Annotated in this window: 16 protein-coding genes; 14 read left to right on the top strand and 2 right to left on the bottom strand. The window is 69.4% G+C overall.

Annotated features, from left to right (window positions below; genetic code table 11):
• Positions 1-393 precede the first annotated feature (393 nt).
• Genes AB0I69_RS08985 through AB0I69_RS08970 form a run of 4 tightly spaced genes read left to right on the top strand, consistent with a single transcriptional unit; the run spans position 394 to position 3,056 of the window.
• The gene (locus AB0I69_RS08985; RefSeq protein WP_363094885.1) at positions 394-756 is read left to right on the top strand and encodes a hypothetical protein; all 363 of its coding nucleotides are present in this window, start codon (positions 394-396) and stop codon (positions 754-756) included.
• Entirely contained in the window at positions 753-1,772 is a 1,020-nt protein-coding gene (locus tag AB0I69_RS08980) for a hypothetical protein (RefSeq protein ID WP_363094884.1), read from the top strand. The genes AB0I69_RS08985 and AB0I69_RS08980 overlap by 4 nt, the downstream gene beginning before the upstream one ends.
• An 11-nt stretch (positions 1,773-1,783) precedes the next feature.
• Positions 1,784-2,044, top strand: a complete 261-nt coding sequence (locus AB0I69_RS08975) for a hypothetical protein (RefSeq protein ID WP_363094883.1) — start codon at positions 1,784-1,786, stop codon at positions 2,042-2,044.
• A 22-nt stretch (positions 2,045-2,066) separates the two neighbouring features.
• Entirely contained in the window at positions 2,067-3,056 is a 990-nt protein-coding gene (locus AB0I69_RS08970) for a hypothetical protein (RefSeq protein WP_363094882.1), read from the top strand.
• A 71-nt stretch (positions 3,057-3,127) separates the two neighbouring features.
• On the opposite strand, the gene AB0I69_RS08965 is transcribed toward AB0I69_RS08970, so the two are convergent.
• Positions 3,128-3,568, bottom strand: coding sequence for a hypothetical protein (locus AB0I69_RS08965; protein WP_363094881.1), 441 nt, complete (start codon positions 3,566-3,568; stop codon positions 3,128-3,130).
• A gap of 303 nt (positions 3,569-3,871) precedes the next feature.
• Here AB0I69_RS08965 and AB0I69_RS08960 point away from each other — a divergent pair, with 303 nt between their 5' ends.
• The 8 genes from AB0I69_RS08960 (at position 3,872) to AB0I69_RS08925 (ending at position 12,450) form a co-directional block, all read left to right on the top strand.
• Positions 3,872-4,507 (top strand): SigE family RNA polymerase sigma factor, encoded by a 636-nt coding sequence (locus AB0I69_RS08960; RefSeq protein WP_363094880.1) that lies wholly within the window; start codon positions 3,872-3,874, stop codon positions 4,505-4,507.
• A 2-nt stretch (positions 4,508-4,509) separates the two neighbouring features.
• Complete coding sequence (locus AB0I69_RS08955) at positions 4,510-5,319, top strand: hypothetical protein (protein WP_363094879.1); 810 nt, start codon at positions 4,510-4,512, stop codon at positions 5,317-5,319.
• 90 nt (positions 5,320-5,409) lie between these two features.
• Complete coding sequence (locus tag AB0I69_RS08950; protein ID WP_363094878.1) at positions 5,410-6,384, top strand: hypothetical protein; 975 nt, start codon at positions 5,410-5,412, stop codon at positions 6,382-6,384.
• Entirely contained in the window at positions 6,381-7,790 is a 1,410-nt protein-coding gene (locus tag AB0I69_RS08945; RefSeq protein WP_363094877.1) for a peptidoglycan-binding protein, read from the top strand. The genes AB0I69_RS08950 and AB0I69_RS08945 overlap by 4 nt, the downstream gene beginning before the upstream one ends.
• Positions 7,787-8,515 (top strand): ABC transporter ATP-binding protein, encoded by a 729-nt coding sequence (locus AB0I69_RS08940; protein WP_363094876.1) that lies wholly within the window; start codon positions 7,787-7,789, stop codon positions 8,513-8,515. Before AB0I69_RS08945 ends, AB0I69_RS08940 begins: the two co-directional genes overlap by 4 nt.
• On the top strand, positions 8,515-9,759 hold the full coding sequence (locus AB0I69_RS08935) for an ABC transporter permease (protein ID WP_363094875.1): 1,245 nt from the start codon (positions 8,515-8,517) through the stop codon (positions 9,757-9,759). Before AB0I69_RS08940 ends, AB0I69_RS08935 begins: the two co-directional genes overlap by 1 nt.
• A 123-nt stretch (positions 9,760-9,882) precedes the next feature.
• On the top strand, positions 9,883-10,839 hold the full coding sequence (locus AB0I69_RS08930) for a helix-turn-helix domain-containing protein (RefSeq protein ID WP_363094874.1): 957 nt from the start codon (positions 9,883-9,885) through the stop codon (positions 10,837-10,839).
• An 81-nt stretch (positions 10,840-10,920) separates the two neighbouring features.
• Positions 10,921-12,450 carry a GMC family oxidoreductase N-terminal domain-containing protein gene (locus tag AB0I69_RS08925; protein WP_363094873.1) on the top strand — a complete coding sequence of 510 codons (1,530 nt, stop codon included), beginning with the start codon at positions 10,921-10,923 and terminating at the stop codon, positions 12,448-12,450.
• A gap of 14 nt (positions 12,451-12,464) precedes the next feature.
• Here AB0I69_RS08925 and AB0I69_RS08920 read toward each other — a convergent pair whose 3' ends face one another.
• Positions 12,465-13,115: a class I SAM-dependent methyltransferase gene (locus tag AB0I69_RS08920; RefSeq protein WP_363094872.1), complete on the bottom strand. Its 651-nt coding sequence runs from the start codon at positions 13,113-13,115 to the stop codon at positions 12,465-12,467.
• 157 nt (positions 13,116-13,272) lie between these two features.
• Between AB0I69_RS08920 and AB0I69_RS08915 the strand changes: the two genes are divergently transcribed.
• Both AB0I69_RS08915 and AB0I69_RS08910 read left to right on the top strand, forming a co-directional pair.
• Positions 13,273-14,712 carry a PHB depolymerase family esterase gene (locus AB0I69_RS08915; protein WP_363094871.1) on the top strand — a complete coding sequence of 480 codons (1,440 nt, stop codon included), beginning with the start codon at positions 13,273-13,275 and terminating at the stop codon, positions 14,710-14,712.
• A gap of 249 nt (positions 14,713-14,961) precedes the next feature.
• On the top strand, positions 14,962-16,356 hold the full coding sequence (locus AB0I69_RS08910) for a PHB depolymerase family esterase (RefSeq protein WP_363094870.1): 1,395 nt from the start codon (positions 14,962-14,964) through the stop codon (positions 16,354-16,356).
• The last annotated feature ends 92 nt before the right edge of the window (positions 16,357-16,448 follow it).

Below are 16,448 nucleotides of genomic sequence, written 5' to 3'. Positions count from 1 at the left end.
CACCCAACCCACAACCCCACCCCCACAGTTGGAAAGCGTGTTGGGGGCAACCCCTCACGAGTTCGAATCTCGTATCCTCCGCCAGTGCCTCACCGGGCACGATGTCGAAGGGTCCCACCGTTCGCGGTGGGGCCCTTCGTCGTGTGTGGTCTCGGTGTTGGTCTCAGTTAGGCAGAGCAGTCAGTCAGCCGTTGGCTTTCACGGAACGGCAAAAAGGGCACCTTCGCCGGCCGACCCCTGACGGCACTGGCCGCACAGCCCTCGCCTTCTGCGACCTTCTGCCCACCTCGATCGGAACTTTGCCGCCCCTTGGTCAAGATCGCGGCAGCGAACCCGCCCGCTGGACTACCGTCTTCGGGCCGGTCAGCCGACTCAGGGGGAGTAGACGACGCCATGGGCGACAAAAGTGACGGCAAGATACTCGACATCAAGATCGCCGATCTGAAGGCGACAGCCCCGGATTTCCACACGCACAGCTCCGATCTGGCCAAGGCGCTGACCAAGCTCAAGACCGGGCTGGCGGCAGCCGGTTCGCCGTGGGGCGATGACGAGCAGGGGCAGAAGTTTCACGAGCAGTACGGCCCGCACGTGACGAAGATGGAAGAAGCCGCCGGGATCCTGGCGCTCGGCCTGGCCAGCATCGAGGCGGCCATGACCGACATGGTGGACGGCCATATCGACAACGACCTGCTCGTCCGCTCGATGTTCGGCAAGATCCAGCCCGCTCCGCACGACGGCGACGGAACCGCGCGGTGAGCGCAGCCGACAAGGTCAAGAAGATCGTCCAGGACATGACCGGCATGTGGTGGCCGGATGCCGACGAGGGCGGTCTGCGGGACGCGGCCAAGGCGTGGCGGGACTTCGCCGACGACCTCGAAGAGGTCACGGCCGCCGCGAACAAGTCGGCCCGGGGCATCATCGAGCACAACAAGGGCGAGGCGATATCCGCCTTCGACGACCCGTTCTGGCGCCGCTACTACTACGACGGCCACGGCTGGCTCCAGGACATGATCGACGGCGCCCGCGACATGGCCAAGGCCCTCGACCAGTACGCCGATGTCGTCCACGAGGCCGTCAAGCATCTGGAACACGAGCTGGAGATCGTCGGCGCCACCATCGTCGCCGGCACCGCCCTCGCGGTCTTCACTTTCGGCATCTCCGAAGGCGCCGCAGCCGCCGCCACCGCGTCGATCCTGGAACTGTCCGCCACCCTCGGCGTGACCGTCTCCACCGAGATCGCCACCATCGCCGGCACCACACTCGCCACCGCCGCCATCGGCGGAATCGAATCGGTCACCGTCGATCTGGCCGTCACCCAGCCCGTCGCGATGGCCACCGGGGAGAGCAAGGGCCTGAGCCTCGACGAGGTGAATGACTCCGCCCGCTACGGCATGGAGTTCGGCGGCGTGTTCGGAGCAGGCGGAAGCACAGCCCGGATCGTCGCCGAGAACGGCGGGATGGAGGGCCTGTTCAACGGCTTCCGGCTGAACAGCGCGGCCCTCGACGAGATGGGCAAGTCCCGTACCTGGAAACTGATCCAGGCTCCGGACTCGAAGATCCCCGTAGCGCCGGTGAAGGCGGGCGACTACGAACTCGTCTCGGGCGACCCGGTCTACTTCGGCAGGACCACCACCACGGTGGGCTACGACGAGCGCACCTCAACAACCTGCAGCGGGTCGCCCGGATCCCCGGCGTGCACGACGTGGTCATCCACGGCACGGACCAGGGAGTGTTCGTACCCGGTCGCATCAATGCCGCGGGAAAGACCCTGACGGACTTCGAAGTGCATCCCAACCACATCGCGGATGCCATCCGCGGCAATCCCAACTACCACGGCGAACCGGTACGCCTCATCTCCTGCTACTCCGGTGCCGACGCGAGACCTCCCGAGCTGCCCCTCGCCCAGTCCGTCGCCAACGAGCTCGGCGTGCCCGTGACCGCGCCCACGAGCAAGGTGGGCACGTCCCCCGACCTCGGCCTCAACCAGACCCCCACCATCGGCAACAATGGCTACTGGCGCACCTACCTGCCCATGGCCCACTGACGGCAGGCCCACGGGAGTGAAGATGACTAAGCGAGCGGGCTTCTACCAGGAGATCAGCGGCCCGGATGCCACAGCGGGCGATGCGCCGTCCCTGCGCGACAACGTGCGAAGCAGCGGGCCCCGGGACGAGGACCGCATCCTCGCCTACCTGGAATCGGCTCGGGAGATCTACAGCACGATGGGCGCTCGGCGCGACGCCCTCACCGGCGACGAGTGGATCGCGGGCTCCGAGTCCCTGTTGACCGACGGCACCTGGATCTGGCCGATCGACCTCGTGCACTACGTGCGCCGTCACCACGTCGCCCTGCCGCAGGAGTTCCTGGAACACATCCGGGCCAACAGCTACACCGCCCCCGCCGTACCCGACGAGCGGGCCAGGCACATCTTCCAGGAAGAGTTCCCGGACAGCGCCCCCGCCACGACCCCGTCCAAGGCAGCGGGCTTCTTCACCTGGTACGTGCCGAAGCTGAACAGCACGAGCGCCCATCAGCTCCTCGCCCATCTGGAGAACGCGGGACTGTCCGCCGTACACCCCCTGACAAACGCCCTCTTCGGGTTCCGCGAGACGCCGACCGGAAACCACGAACCGCTGATGGGTGACGGCACAGCCCTCGCCGCCGCGCTGGCCGACGACCGTTACTCGAAAGCCGAGTTCACCTGCTGGAAGGGCTACGACCAGTCCCTCACCGGCATTGTGCGACGCACGGACGAGGCGACGCAGAGCATCACACTGCGCCTCACCGACGTCCCGGCACCCGACCGCGAGGAGGCCGTGGCAGCACTGGTGCGCACGCTCGACCAGGGCGCGACCGAATGCCGCGGTTTCGTCATCGACCGAACCGGCGTTTCGGCTTCCCAGGACTGGGACCGCATCCTCACGGGCGCCGGAGCGCACTTCACCGTCTGGCCCGACACCCTCGGCATCCTCCGGGACCGCGTCGGCAACCACCCTGAGCTGGCCGACAGCAAGCCGACTGCTTACGGCCCCCTCGATGTCTTCCACCGGGCGTGAACCTTCGAACGCCCTGGAAGTAGGTCGGCCTGCGTCGCAGCCGCCACCGGTACTCCCGTTCCGCGACCGCGCTACTGCGGAGGCGCGAACGGATCCCGGTCCGGGGTCGGTGAGGTGTTCCACCAGGCCTGTGGAGGTGGGGCGGGGGTCCAGTCGGGGCCTCGGTGGGTCAGCCACCACTGGCCCATGACGTGGAACTTCTCCTCGAAGCGGCGGTCCCAGGCGAGGAATCCGGTGCTGGGCGCCCGTAGGCGGGTGCGGCGGCCGTTCGCCTCGTAGAGGACGATCATCCTGGTGCCCATGACGGACTCGATCTGGATGCCCTGGATGTCGGCCCAGGGGATGGTGCGGCGGCGCATGTTGCGGACCACGGCCGCGGACGGGGTGAGTGTGACGCCGAAGTAGGCGGGGAGCAGGCCCCCCAGGATCAGCACGCCGATCCAGATCATCAGCAGGGTCGATACCGTGTCCGGGGGCCATGTGCCGTTCGAGGACGTGATGATGAGGGCCATGTTCAGAACGGCCAACGGCAGAACCGGTGTTATTCGTTGCCACACAGTCGCGCAGTAGCGCACCTTGTCCGGCGGCCGGGTCCCCTCGGGCGAACGATCCACCACTGCCACCCCGTTGTCCTGTTGTCCCGTTGCTGCGTCGTCCCGTCGTCCCGCTCGTACGACGCGGTCATTCATTGTTGCCGTGATTGTCGTCGAAAAAAACTTCTCGGGAGGTGACAACCTCCTGACTCCGTCGGCCCGTTCCTCAGGCATGAAGTACTTCTCACCGCGCACGGCGCCGGTGCCGGGTGGAGGTGGCCTGTGATCCGGACGCCGGTCGGGCAGGACGTCTCCGGATCCGGCAACGCCGGCGGTGTCGGCGAAGTCGGGCTGGACTTCGACGACTTCGCTCGCAGTCGGCAGGCGCATCTGCGGCGTACGGCCCATCTGCTGTGCGGGGACTGGCACTTGGCCGAGGACCTGACGCAGACGGCGCTGGCGAAGCTGTACGCGGTGTGGCGTCGGGTGCGGCAGTTGGAGTCTCCCGACGGGTACGCCCGGCGGGTGCTGTACCGGACGTTCCTCGACGAGACCCGGCGTCGGCGCTGGTGGGAGCGGCCGGCGGCGCATCAGGAGGACGTGGTGGCTCCGGCCTCGGACCCGGATCTGCGGCTGACGCTGCTGGACGCGCTACGGCAGTTGCCGCCGCGCGGGCGTGCGGTGCTGGTGCTGCGGTTCTGGGAGGACCAGAGCGTGGAGGCCACGGCGACGGCGCTGGGGTGCAGCGTCGGCACGGTGAAGAGCCAGACCTCCCGGGGTCTGGGCACGCTGCGGCACATCCTCGCCGACTCCGGCCAGGATTTCGGCCACGGCCTCGGGTCTAGAAGCACGGGAACCGGAACGGGAACAGGAACAGAAGCGGGAACAGGACCCGGCTGTCTGCAGGCGGAGGGGTGAGCATGAGCGGGAAGGCCGGTGACGAGTTCACGGACCAGTACGTGTACGAGTCCGCGCTGGCGGATGCCCTGGGAGGGCTGGCTTCCGGAGCCGAACCGCCCATGCCGGACCTGGTGCCGGGCGCCGTCGTGCGCGGCACGCGGATGCGTCGCCGGCGGCGGATCGGGGCGACGGTGAGTGCCGCGGTCATGGCGGGCGTTCTCGCGGTCGGCGGGCACGCGCTGCTCGCGCCGCGGCCGGAGAGCAGGCCGACGCTTCCCGCCGGGCAGTCGTCGGTCTGGTATCCGTCGCTGGAGCTGTTGCGGTCGATCGTCACTGCCGACATCGGCAAGGGCACAAGCATCTCCGCCGGGCAACCGCGCCAACCCCTGCGGCCCGGGCGGTACTTCAGGATGACCACCGCCGACGGCAGTGTGAACGACCTTTACGTGAGCGTCAGTCGGACCGCCTTGGACCCGCTGTACAACCGCCCGGCCCTGGCCTGCCATGACAGCAACGGACGCGTGCTCGACTCCCCGTGGAACGGCCTGATCACCAAGTGCTCCCTGACCGGGCGCGGGGCGGGCAGTCTGTTGTTCTACCTGGTGCCCAGCGCCGGGTCGGTACAGCCCCCGACGGGCGACCGCGGCGCGAACGCCTGGGCCAGCGGTGTCACCTATCTGACCCCGGGCGGATGGACCGTGCAGGTCGTCGCCGGCTCGCTGGACCGGGCCGCCACCGGCCGGAGCGGGAGCGCTCCGCGCACGGGGCCGCTCATCCAACTGGCCACCGATCCCCGCATCTTCGACGCCGTCAAGGAGAACGACGACTGATCCGGAGCACTCGCGGCTGATCCGGGGCACCGGCGCCTGAAGTGACACACCCCGACACACACCTTGATCAACCCTGAAAGAGAGTCTGGCATGAGCATGTCCAAAATCGGCCCGCCTGGAGGCCGCCGCCGTATGCCCGAAACGCGACGCCCCCTGGTCACCGCCCTGGCCGTCAGTCTGCTCCCCCTGCTCGCCGCCTGCGGTGGCACGGACACCAAGTCGGCTGCCGGCAGCGGTGGTTCGAGTTCGAGCGCGGCCACGACGACCGTCGACGGAGCCACCCAACTCACCGTCCCCGACGGCGTGGACGACGCGACGAAGAAGCAGTACATCGAGGAGAACGCCGTCGCGGTCTGCATGAAGAAGCAGGGCTTCACCTACACCCCGCACGTGCAGACCTCGGCCGCGGCCGATCCGCTCGCGGGGGTCGACGGGGAGGACTACGCGCGGGCGAAGAAGTTCCGGCAGAAGTACGGCTTCGGGTACTACGCCGGCGCCGTCTATCCCAACGACGCGAACGTGCCGTTCAGCAAAGCCGCGATGGCCAAGAGGTCCGCCCCGCTGGACCATGACGAGGACGGGCTGACCGACGCCCAGAAGAAGGCGTACGACGCCGCACTCACCGGTCCCCCGGCCAAGACCAAGGCCGAGGAGAAGGTCGGCGGGTGCACGGAGGTGGGTCGGGTCGCGGCGCACGGTCCCGCGCTCAGCGCGGCGGCCGAGAAGAACGCGGAGAAGGCCCGCGACGAGGCGAACCACGCCAACGGTCTCGCGCTCAACGGTGACCCCGAACTCGTCCAGCTCGCCCAGCAGTTCGCGACCTGTCTGACCGGGCAGGGCATCCAGGTCTCCACCACCCAGCCGACCGGCATGGTCGACATGGTCCGCCTCGACATCTCCAAGCAACTGCCGGAGAACTTCATGTCGTTGAGCAAGGACGCCGCACTGCCGCTCCTCAACAAGGACATCGGCATCGCCCTGAAGGACCTGGACTGCGGCAAGAAGTTCCGCGCCGCCTACTTCACCAAGGAGAAGGCCAAGCCCTACTACGGGGAGGACGGATGAGCCGCGGCGACAGCACGCGAACCGGCGGCACGAGTATCGGCAGCACGCGAATCGGCAGCGGCCGTAGGCGACTTGGTGCCGTCGTCGGGGCGGTCGTGCTGGTCGGGGCGGGGGGCTGGTTCGCCGGTACGCAGGTGCAGTCGCCCGCGGACGCCGCCGCCGCGCACCAGGCGCCGAAGGCCGGTCCGGTGACGGTGTCGGTCGTACGGCAGTCGCTGACCGCGAGCGTGGTGGCGACCGGGTCCGTCGAGTTCGCCTCGCCGCGACCGTTGTCGCTGGCCGGTCCGGTCGGCAGCGGGACGTCCTCGGGCACGGACGGCGAGGGGGCCGAGCAGCGGGTCACCAAGGCGCCGGTCGCGGGCACGAAGATCAAGGAGGGCACCGTACTGATGACGGTCAACGGCCGTCCGGTGTTCGCGCTCGGCGGTTCCGTACCGATGTACCGCGCGCTGGGGCCCGGCGCTTCGGGCGACGATGTGACGCAGCTTCAGAAAGCCCTGAAGCGGCTCGGGTTCGACCCGGGTGCCATCAGCGGGACGTACGGGCAGGGGACCGCCACCGCCGTCGCCGACTGGTACAAGAGCAAGGGGTACGACGCCCAGGAGCCGAGCCCGGCCGATCAGCAGCAGCTCGGCTCGCTCGAACAGGCCGTCTCCGCCGCACAGGAGGCACTTCTCACGACCAACAGCGGTACCAGCGAGGCCGGTTCGGGCGACGGTGGTTCGTCCGGCAGCCCCGCCCCCCAGTCCAGCACCGACCAACAGGTCCACAAGATCCAGGTCAAGTCCGCCCAGAAGGCGTTGGACCTGGCGAACGACGCGCTCAGCAGCTTCAAGGCCTCCTACGGTACGAAGGTCCCGGCCGGCGAGGTCGTCTTCCTGCCGAAGCTGCCCGCGCGGCTGGACAAGGTGAGCGTGAAGACGGGCGACACCCCGTCCGCCCAGATCGGTACGGTGACCAGCTCGGACCTGGTGGTGCAGGCGGCCGTCCCCGGTACGGACGCCCAACTCCTGCGCCACGGCATGACCGCCCAACTGACCACGGCGGACGGCAAATCGGCCGAGGGCACGGTGGACGTCGTAGGAGCCGGGACCGCCTCCACCTCGGACTCCACGGTCGCGGTCCAGGTGCGGATCACCGTCCCGGAACCCGGGCCGCTGGCCGGTCAGGCCGAGGCCGCCGTGAAGGTGACCATCAAGGTCGGCGCCTCGGACGGCAAGGTGCTGACCGTGCCGATGGCCGCGATCCACACCTCGTCCGACGGACGCGCCCGGGTCGAGGTCGCGCGCGGCACCACCGTCACCGACGTCCATGTCACCGTCGGGCTCGCGTCCGCCGGGGTCGTCGAAGTCAAGCCGGACGGGGGCGCGTTGAAGGCGGGCGAGAGGGTGGTGGTGGGCGAGTGATCGACACCTCGGTCGATACGGGGATCGATGCCGCGATCGACACCGTCATCCAACTCACCGGTGTGGAAAGGACGTTCCCCTCCGACCCGCCCGTGCACGCCCTGCGCGACGTGCACTTGACCGTGCGGCGCGGCGAACACCTGGCCGTCGTAGGGCCGTCCGGTTCCGGGAAGTCGACGCTGCTCAACACGCTCGGGCTGCTGGACCGGCCGACGGCGGGCTCGTATCTGCTGGACGGGGTGGAGACCACCGGGCTCGGCGATCTGGAGCGAACCTCGTTGCGCGGGAGCCGGATCGGGTTCGTGTTCCAGTCCTTCCACCTGTTGCCGTACCGGACGGTCGACGAGAACGTCATGCTGGCCGAGGCGTACCGCAGGCCGCGTCCCGACCGTGGGCGGGGCGGCCGGCTCGCCCGTGCCCACCGAGCCCTGGAGCAGGTGGGGTTGGGGCACCGGGTGGGTTTCCGGCCCGACCGGCTGTCCGGCGGTGAGCGTCAACGGGTCGCCATCGCAAGGGCGTTGCTCAGCAACCCGGCACTGCTGCTGTGCGACGAGCCGACCGGCAACCTGGACACCGAGAACACCCTCTCCGTACTGGAACTCTTCGACGACCTCCGCGCCCAGGGCATGACCCTGGTCGTGATCACCCACGACGAGGCGGTCAGCCGTAGGGCGGGGCGCCGGGTCCGTATCACCGACGGGCACCTGGCCGAGGAGGCCGGGTGATGCGCGCGGAGGGGAAGAGGCGGGTCGAACGGCCCTGGATGGATCCCCGGGACCTGTGGACAGAGGCCCTCGCGGGAGTCCTCGCCCGGCCGGTGCGGTCCGCGCTGACCACGCTCGGCACGGTCCTCGGCATCACCACGCTCGTCATCACCATCGGGGTGGCGTCCACCGCGGGCAACCAGATCGTCGGCCGCTTCGACGCGCTCACCGCGACCTCGGTGACCGTGACCGTGCCGGAGCGGCTGCCAGGTGAGGAGGACGCCGGACCGCTGGTGCCGTGGTCGGGGACCGACGCCGTAGGACGGCTGGCCGGGGTGACGTCGGTGGCGGCGCTCGCCGACTCGAACGCGACCGACAGCGTCCTGGTGCGGTCCAACGACGTGACCGCGCCCGGCGACCTGTCCGGCCAGACCCTCGCCGTGATCGCCACCTCGGCGGGCCTGCCCGCCGCCGTGCACGGCGCGATGACCGCGGGACGGTTCTACGACGCCGGGGACATCGCCCGGCGCGACCACGTGGTGGTGCTCGGCGACCAGGCGGCACGGCTGCTCGGCATCAAGCGGGTGGAGGACGCGCCGGCGGTCTTCTTCAGGGGGCAGTCGTACACCGTGATCGGCGTCCTCGGCGGGATCCGGCGCGAGGAGCGGCTGTCGACCGCCGTGATGGTGCCGTCCACCACCGCCGCGGACCGGCTCGGGCTGCGGGACGTCACCCGCGTGCTGGTCAACACCGCGCTGGGGGCTGCCAAGCAGGTGGCCCGGCAGGCGCCGATCGCGCTCGCGCCCGGGCATCAGGACTCGCTCGCCGTGGCGGCACCGCCCGACCTGTCCAAGGCCCGCGCCGGCGTCCAGAACGACACCAACAGCCTCTTTCTCGTCCTCGGCCTGGTCTCGCTGGTCGTCGGTGCGATCGGCATCGCCAACGTGACCCTGGTGACGGTGATGGAACGGGTCGGGGAGATCGGGCTGCGGCGCTCGCTGGGCGCGTCCCGGCGGCAGGTGGCCGGACAGTTCCTGCTGGAGTCGACAACCATCGGGCTGCTGGGCGGAGTTGTGGGCGCGGCCCTGGGCATCGCGGTCGTGGTGTGCGTCGCCGTGGTCAAGGAGTGGACGCCGGTGCTGGATCTGAGGCTCGCGCTCGGCGCCCCGCTCGCCGGTGCCCTCGTCGGACTGCTCGCGGGGCTCTATCCGTCGCTGCGGGCCGCCCGCATGGAGCCGGTGGATGCCCTCCGCGCACCGTCATAGCTGTACGACGGAGACAGGGAGACACGGGGACAGGGTCGGCCGCCTGACTTACACTCCTCGGGCCCGATATCGGGGAGTTCGGGGACCTCGGGGCGTTCGGAGAGTTCCGGGAGGGAGAGGCCCATGTCCTCGATCACGACGCCGAGTGCGGAGAACTCCGCGACGCGGCTGGAGTTCTGGCGCGACATCGTGAGCCGGAACTTCGTGCCCCTGGAGATCGTGCCGCGTGAAGGGCCCGATCTCCCCGATTTCCACGCGCAGTTGAGCATCGCGCGGATCGGTGAGGTACGGGTGTCGGTCGTGACGACGCCCGCGCACACGGCCCGCACCCGGCGGTCGGCCGGGGCCGACGCCTCCGACCACGTCAAGGTCAGCCTCCAGCTGACCGGGCACTGCGTCCTCACCCAGGGCGACCATCAAGCCGAGCTGAAACCGGGGGAGTTGGCGGTCTACGACACCCGTCGGCCCTACACCCTCGACACCGACCGCCCCGGCCGCAGCCTGGCCCTGATGTTCCCCCGGGCCATGCTGCGGCTGCCGGAACGGGAGTTGGCGCGCGTGACCGCGACCTCGGTGTCGTGCCGGGACGGTCTCGGCACGGTGGTGCGCCCCTTCCTGTACGGACTGGCGCGCCAGGTCGACGAGTTGGAGTCGCTCGGCACACCCCGGCTCGCCGACAACGTGGCGGATCTGCTCGGCACGCTCCTCGCGGAACGGACCGGCGCCGACCGGACATCCGGCCACGAAGAGGGCCGTGAAGCGCTCACCCTGCGCATCCTCACGTACATGGAACAGCGGCTCCACGACCCGGAGTTGGCCCCGGACCGGATCGCGGCCGTCCACCACGTCTCCCGCCGCTACCTCTACAAACTGCTCGCCGAGCACGGGTACACCGTCTCCGGCTGGATACGCGAACAACGGCTCGCCCGCTGCCGACGCGACCTCGCCGACCCGGCCCTGTCCCACCTCCCGGTCGGCGCGATCGGCAGCCGCTGGGGCTTCCCCGGCCCGGCCCACTTCAGCCACGCCTTCAGGACGGCGTACGGCATGAGCCCGAGCGAGGCCCGCGCGGCGCTGTGACCCGGTGACCGTGCTCAGTACGGCAACTCCCCGTGCACCGCGACGAAAGCCGGGCCGGTCGGTGAGCGGCACTCTTCCGCCATGGAAGCCACGCAGAAGAACACGTACGACCACATCGTGGTGGGCGCCGGTTCCGCCGGCTGTGTCATCGCGCGCCGGCTCGTGGACGCGGGCCGCAGCGTCCTGCTGATCGAGGCCGGCGGCCCGGACACCAACCCGGCCATCCACGACCCGGGCCGCATGTGGGAGCTGTGGACCTCCCCCGAGGACTACGCCTACCTCACCGAACCCCAGCAACACGCCGACGGCACAAGGGTGTTCTGGCCGCGGGGCAAGGTCGTCGGCGGGACCAGCGCCATCAACGCCATGATCTACGTCCGCGGCCACCGCTCGGATTACGACGACTGGGCCGGCCGGTACGGGGCGACCGGCTGGTCGTACGACGAGGTCCTGCCGTACTTCAGGCGCTCGGAGGACTTCGAGGACGGCCCCTCCCGTCACCACGGTTCGGGCGGGCCGCTGCCGGTCACCCGGAACCACTCCCCCAACCCGGTCTCCGTCGCGTTCGTGGAGGCGTGCGAGCAGTACGGCATCCCGTACAACGACGACTGCAACGGCGAGGAGATCCTCGGCGTGAACCTCCTCCACCTCAACATCCGCGACGGCAGGCGGGTCAGCGCCTGGACGGCTTTCGTCCAACCGGTGCTGGGCAACCCGTTGTTGACCGTGCTCACGGGGGCGCCGGTCGCGCGGGTGCTAGTCGAGGGCGGACGTGCACGGGGGGTCGAGATCATCGAGGACGGTCACCGCACCGCCGTACGGTGCACGGGCGACGTCGTCCTGTCCTGCGGGACCATCGGCTCCGCCCAGCTCCTGCTGCTCAGCGGGATCGGACCGGCCGACGAACTGCGGGCGCTGGGCGTCGACTTGGTCGCCGATCTGCGGGGGGTCGGGGCCAACCTGCACGATCACGCGCTCGCGCCGGTGGTGTACGAGTCGGCACGGCCGGTGCCGCCGGGGACGTCCAACAAGATCGAGGCGCAGTACTTCGCGAAGACCGATCCCGCACTCGCCGCCCCCGACCTCCAGCCCGTGATGTCCCACGTGCCGCTGCCCGTCGTAGGCCAGGAGGTGCCGGCGGAAGGGCACGGCTACAGTCTCGCGCCGGGCACGATCCGCACGCTCAGCCGGGGCCGGCTGTGGCTGCGGTCCGCAGACCCGGCCGAGGCGCCCGCGCTCGACCCCCGGTACTACTCCGACCCGTACGACCTGCGGGCGATGGTGACGGCGGTCAAGCAGGCGCGGGAGATCGGGGAGCAGAAGGCGCTCGGCGAGTGGCGGGCCCGGGAGGTCGCGCCCGGGCCGGGGGTGGTCACGGACGACGAGATCGCCGCGTACGTCAAGCGCAACCTGACGAGCTACCACCACCAGGTCGGCACCTGCCGCATGGGCACCGGCCCGGACGCGGTCGTGGATCCGCAGCTACGGGTCCACGGGGTGCCCGGGCTCCGGGTCGCGGACGCGTCGGTCATGCCGGCCGTCCCCTCGGGCAACACGCATGCGCCGACCGTGATGATCGGCGAGCGGTGCGCCGAGTTCCTGACCGGCTGAGGCGTGCCCGGTGCTCAACTCACCTTCACGGACAGCTCTGTCGATCCCTTCAGCGGCAGGGTCACGGAGCGGAAGCCGTTGGCCGGGTCGCGGATGTAGTCGAGGTAGTCGGGTTCGGCGTTGTCGTTCATCACGAAGGCTCCGGTGCGGAGTTGGGGCGCGATGAGCTCCATGACCTGGCGGGCCAGCGTCGGGCCGCCGTCGCTGATCGGCCAGCCGTCGATGAGCGCGAAGTCGACGGGGCCCCCGAGATCGCGCAGCGTCTCCCGGGCGTCGCCCACGCGCAGGTCGACGTACTTGTCCAACTCGGCCTCGGCGAGGTTCCGTTGGGCGGTGGCCGCCTTCTCCGGCACGATCTCGGAACCGATCACCGTCCCGCCGCCGTTGTCGCGCACGGCGGCGGCGAAGTAGATCGTGGAGACACCGACGGAGGTGGCGAACTCGACGACCCGGGTCGCGGCGATCGCCCGGCAGAGCAGATAGATGAGGTCGCCCTGGTCGGCGTGGATCGAGAAACCGATGTCGGCGTACGCGTACGGATCACGGGTGTCGGCACCGCCACGCGGGCCTCCGTTGGTGGGGCGCCGGCGTTCGGCCTGAAGCCGGTCCAGCACGGCCGTGACCGTGGGGTCCTGTAGCGGGCTGGGGGAATTCTGCGCGGGCATCGTCACTCCAGTTGTTGTATCGCCGATACGTTAAAGCCCTATCACGATATATCGATTGCTGTCGACGGCTGCCGTTGCGAGTCACCCGGAGCCGGGGTGAGGTGGGCGAGATAAGGGGGCAATACAGGCCATACAGGCAATACGGAAGGAGTCCGTCGTGGTCGACCGCCGCAGGTTCATCGTGGGGTCCGGTGCCGTCGGCACCCTGGCCGCGCTCGGCGCGACGGCCGCGTGCACGGCGCGGGAGGCCGCGGGCGACGCCGTGAGCGAGACGACGTCGGCCACCGGCCATGTCCGGAGCGCCACCGCCATCACCAAGGTCTACGGCGCAGGCCAGAAACTCATCGCCGTGGCGGTCGAGTACGACACCGACATCACCGATTCGGCCCTGTCGACGTCGACCTTCAAGGTCACCGGCCGCACGGTCACGAAGGTCTACCCGAACCGTTCCGCCGACCTCGCCGCGCACGGCAGGAACGGCCGCTACGTCATCGTCGAGCTGTCCCCGGACGACAAGGCGGCGGCACTATGGGTGACCCAGCAGGGTTCCGGCACCGCCTCCGGCTCCGCCTCATCCAGCGGATCCCCTACGACCTCTTCGTCCCCTACGGCTTCTTCGTCGTCCGGCGCCGGTCAGGCGCCCGGTGGCGGCGGCCCGAAGGTCGGCGACAGCACCCCCGGCGGAACCATCGTCGCCGCGAAAGCCACCCTCACCCAGACCGGCACCGTCACCACCACCGGCGGCACCCGCTACCCCGCGAGTACTACGGGGCTGACGACCGACGCGGTGAAGAACCTGATCGTGGACGACTTCCGGCAGTTCACGTTCACCGACCCGGCGACCAAGCAGACCCTCAAGTACAACCTGTTCATCCCCAAGGGCTACGACCGCGACCACCACAAGAGCTACCCGCTGGTCCTCTTCATGCATGACGCGAGCGTGGTCAACGTCGCCACCGAGGGCCCGCTGGTGCAGGGCCTGGGCGCGGTGTGCTGGGCGAGCCCGGAGGACCAGGCCCGGCACGAGGCCTTCGTACTGGCCCCCGAGTACGACTCCGTGGTGATCGACGACACCTACAAACCGTCACCCCTCTTCGACGCCACCGCCCATCTCGTGCAGGCGCTCACGAAGAAGTACAACCTCGACGGAAAACGGCTCTACGCCACCGGGCAGTCGATGGGCGCGATGATGACGCTGGGCCTGAACATCAAGTATCCGGAACTGTTCGCGGCGTCGTTCGTCGTCGCCGGGCAGTGGCCGGCGGACCAGGCGAAGCCGTTGGCGAAAAAGAAACTCTGGATCGTCGTCTCCCAGGACGACGAAAAGTCCTACTCCGGCGAGAACGCCATCACCAAGGTCGTCAAGGAGCAGGGGACGGCCGTAGGCACGGCGGTCTGGAACGGCCGGTCGACGGCCGCCCAGTTCGCCGCCGACGTGCGGAGCCTCAAAGCCCAGAAGGCGCCGGTCAACTATGCGGCCTTCAGGACCGGCACAGTCGTACCGGCCGGCTCGACGACCAGTGCGCACATGGCGACCTGGCAGGTCGCCTACACGATCCCCGGCATCCGGGACTGGGTCATGAACCAGTCCCTCTGAGTTCGCTCTGAATTCGGCCTGTTCTCGCCGTCGAATTTCCGCCGCGATAAAACGAGAGAATAAAGGTCAACAATTCCGACCCAATGCGTCGCGTTATCTAAGATTGCACGACGCGAATAACCCACACCACCAGGAAACTTCTGCGTACCCTGTGAAAAGGGGTCTCCTTTCTCGTATCGCTTCACAGATTGAGGCAGCACAGTGGCGCACGGCAGCCCTGACAAACCTCGATCGAAGGAGCTCACCTTCATGGACAGGCGTAGGTTCATGGCCGGTACCGCGACCGCGACGGCCGGGGCCCTGGCGGTGTTCGGCAGTGCGACCCCCAGCTCGGCGAGCGAGGCGAGCCAGGCGAGCGGGACGGGTTCGACGGATTCCGCCGGGGACCATGTGAAGGGCCTCACCGCCATCACCCAGGTCTTCGGCGCCGGGCAGAAGCTCGTCGCGGTGGCGGTCGAGTACGACCGGGACATCGACGGCCGGACGCTGTCGACCTCGACGTTCACCGTCACCGACCGCACGGTGACCAAGGTCTACACGAACCGCACCGCCGACCTCGCGCAACGGCCTCGGGACGGCCGCTACGTCATCGTCGAGCTGTCGCCGGACGACACGGCGGCGGCCCTGTGGGTGACGGGGCAGGGCTCCGGCACCGGCGGCGGGACCGGCGGAACCGGTGATTCCGGCGGCGGGGTCGGTGCGGGCGGCCCGAAGGTCGGCGACACCACCCCCGGCGGAACGATCGTCGCCGCGAAGGCCACGCTCACCCAGGCCGGCACGGTCACCACCACGCGCGGCAGGCAGTACGCCGCGAGTACTACGGCGCTGACCACCGACGCGGTGAAGAACCTGATCGTCGACGACTTCCAGCAGTTCACCTTCGACGACCCCGCGACCGGCCAGACCCTGAAGTACAACCTGTTCGTCCCCAAGCACTACAACCCGCGCAAGAGCTACCCGCTGGTCCTGTTCATGCACGACGCGAGCGTGGTCAACGTCGCCACCGAGGGCCCGCTGGTGCAAGGCCTGGGCGCGGTGTGCTGGGCGAGCCCGGAGGACCAGGCCCGGCACGAGGCCTTCGTGCTCGCGCCCGAGTACGGCTCCGTCGTGATCGACGACACCTATCTGCCGTCGACCCTCTTCGACGCCACCGCCAACCTCGTCGAGTCCGTCACGGGGCAGTACAGCATCGACCCGAACCGCCGCTACACGACCGGCCAGTCGATGGGCGCGATGATGTCCCTCGGCCTGAACATCAGGTACCCCGACCTGTTCGCGGCGGCGTTCATCGTGGCCGGGCAGTGGCCGGAGGCCCAGGCGGTACCGCTCGCGAAGAAGAACCTCTGGATCCTCGTCTCGGCCGACGACACCAAGGCCTATCCGGGCGAGCAGGCCATCACCGCGGTCATCCAGGAACAGGGCACGCAGGTCAGCACCACGCTGTGGGACGGGCAGTCCACCGCCGCCGAGTTCGCGGCGGACGTCCGCGGCATGAAGGCCCAGCGGACGCCGGTGAACTTCGCCGCGTTCGAGACCGGCACGACCGTACCGTCCGGCTCGACCACCAGCGCGCACATGGGTACCTGGCAGATCGCGTACACGATCCCCGGCATCCGGGACTGGATCATGCGGCAGTCGCTGTAGGCACCCGGGCGCGGGTCCGGGTCACGGGGGCGGGTCTCCGCCGCGGCACTCCGAGGCATAGAGTGCTGCGGCAGAACCGGCGGAACCGGCCG

The sequence above is a fragment of the Streptomyces sp. NPDC050508 genome, assembly GCF_040655155.1.
Classification (GTDB): domain Bacteria; phylum Actinomycetota; class Actinomycetes; order Streptomycetales; family Streptomycetaceae; genus Streptomyces.
Note: the sequence above shows the minus strand (reverse complement) of the source record. Positions and strands in the feature narration are given on the sequence as shown.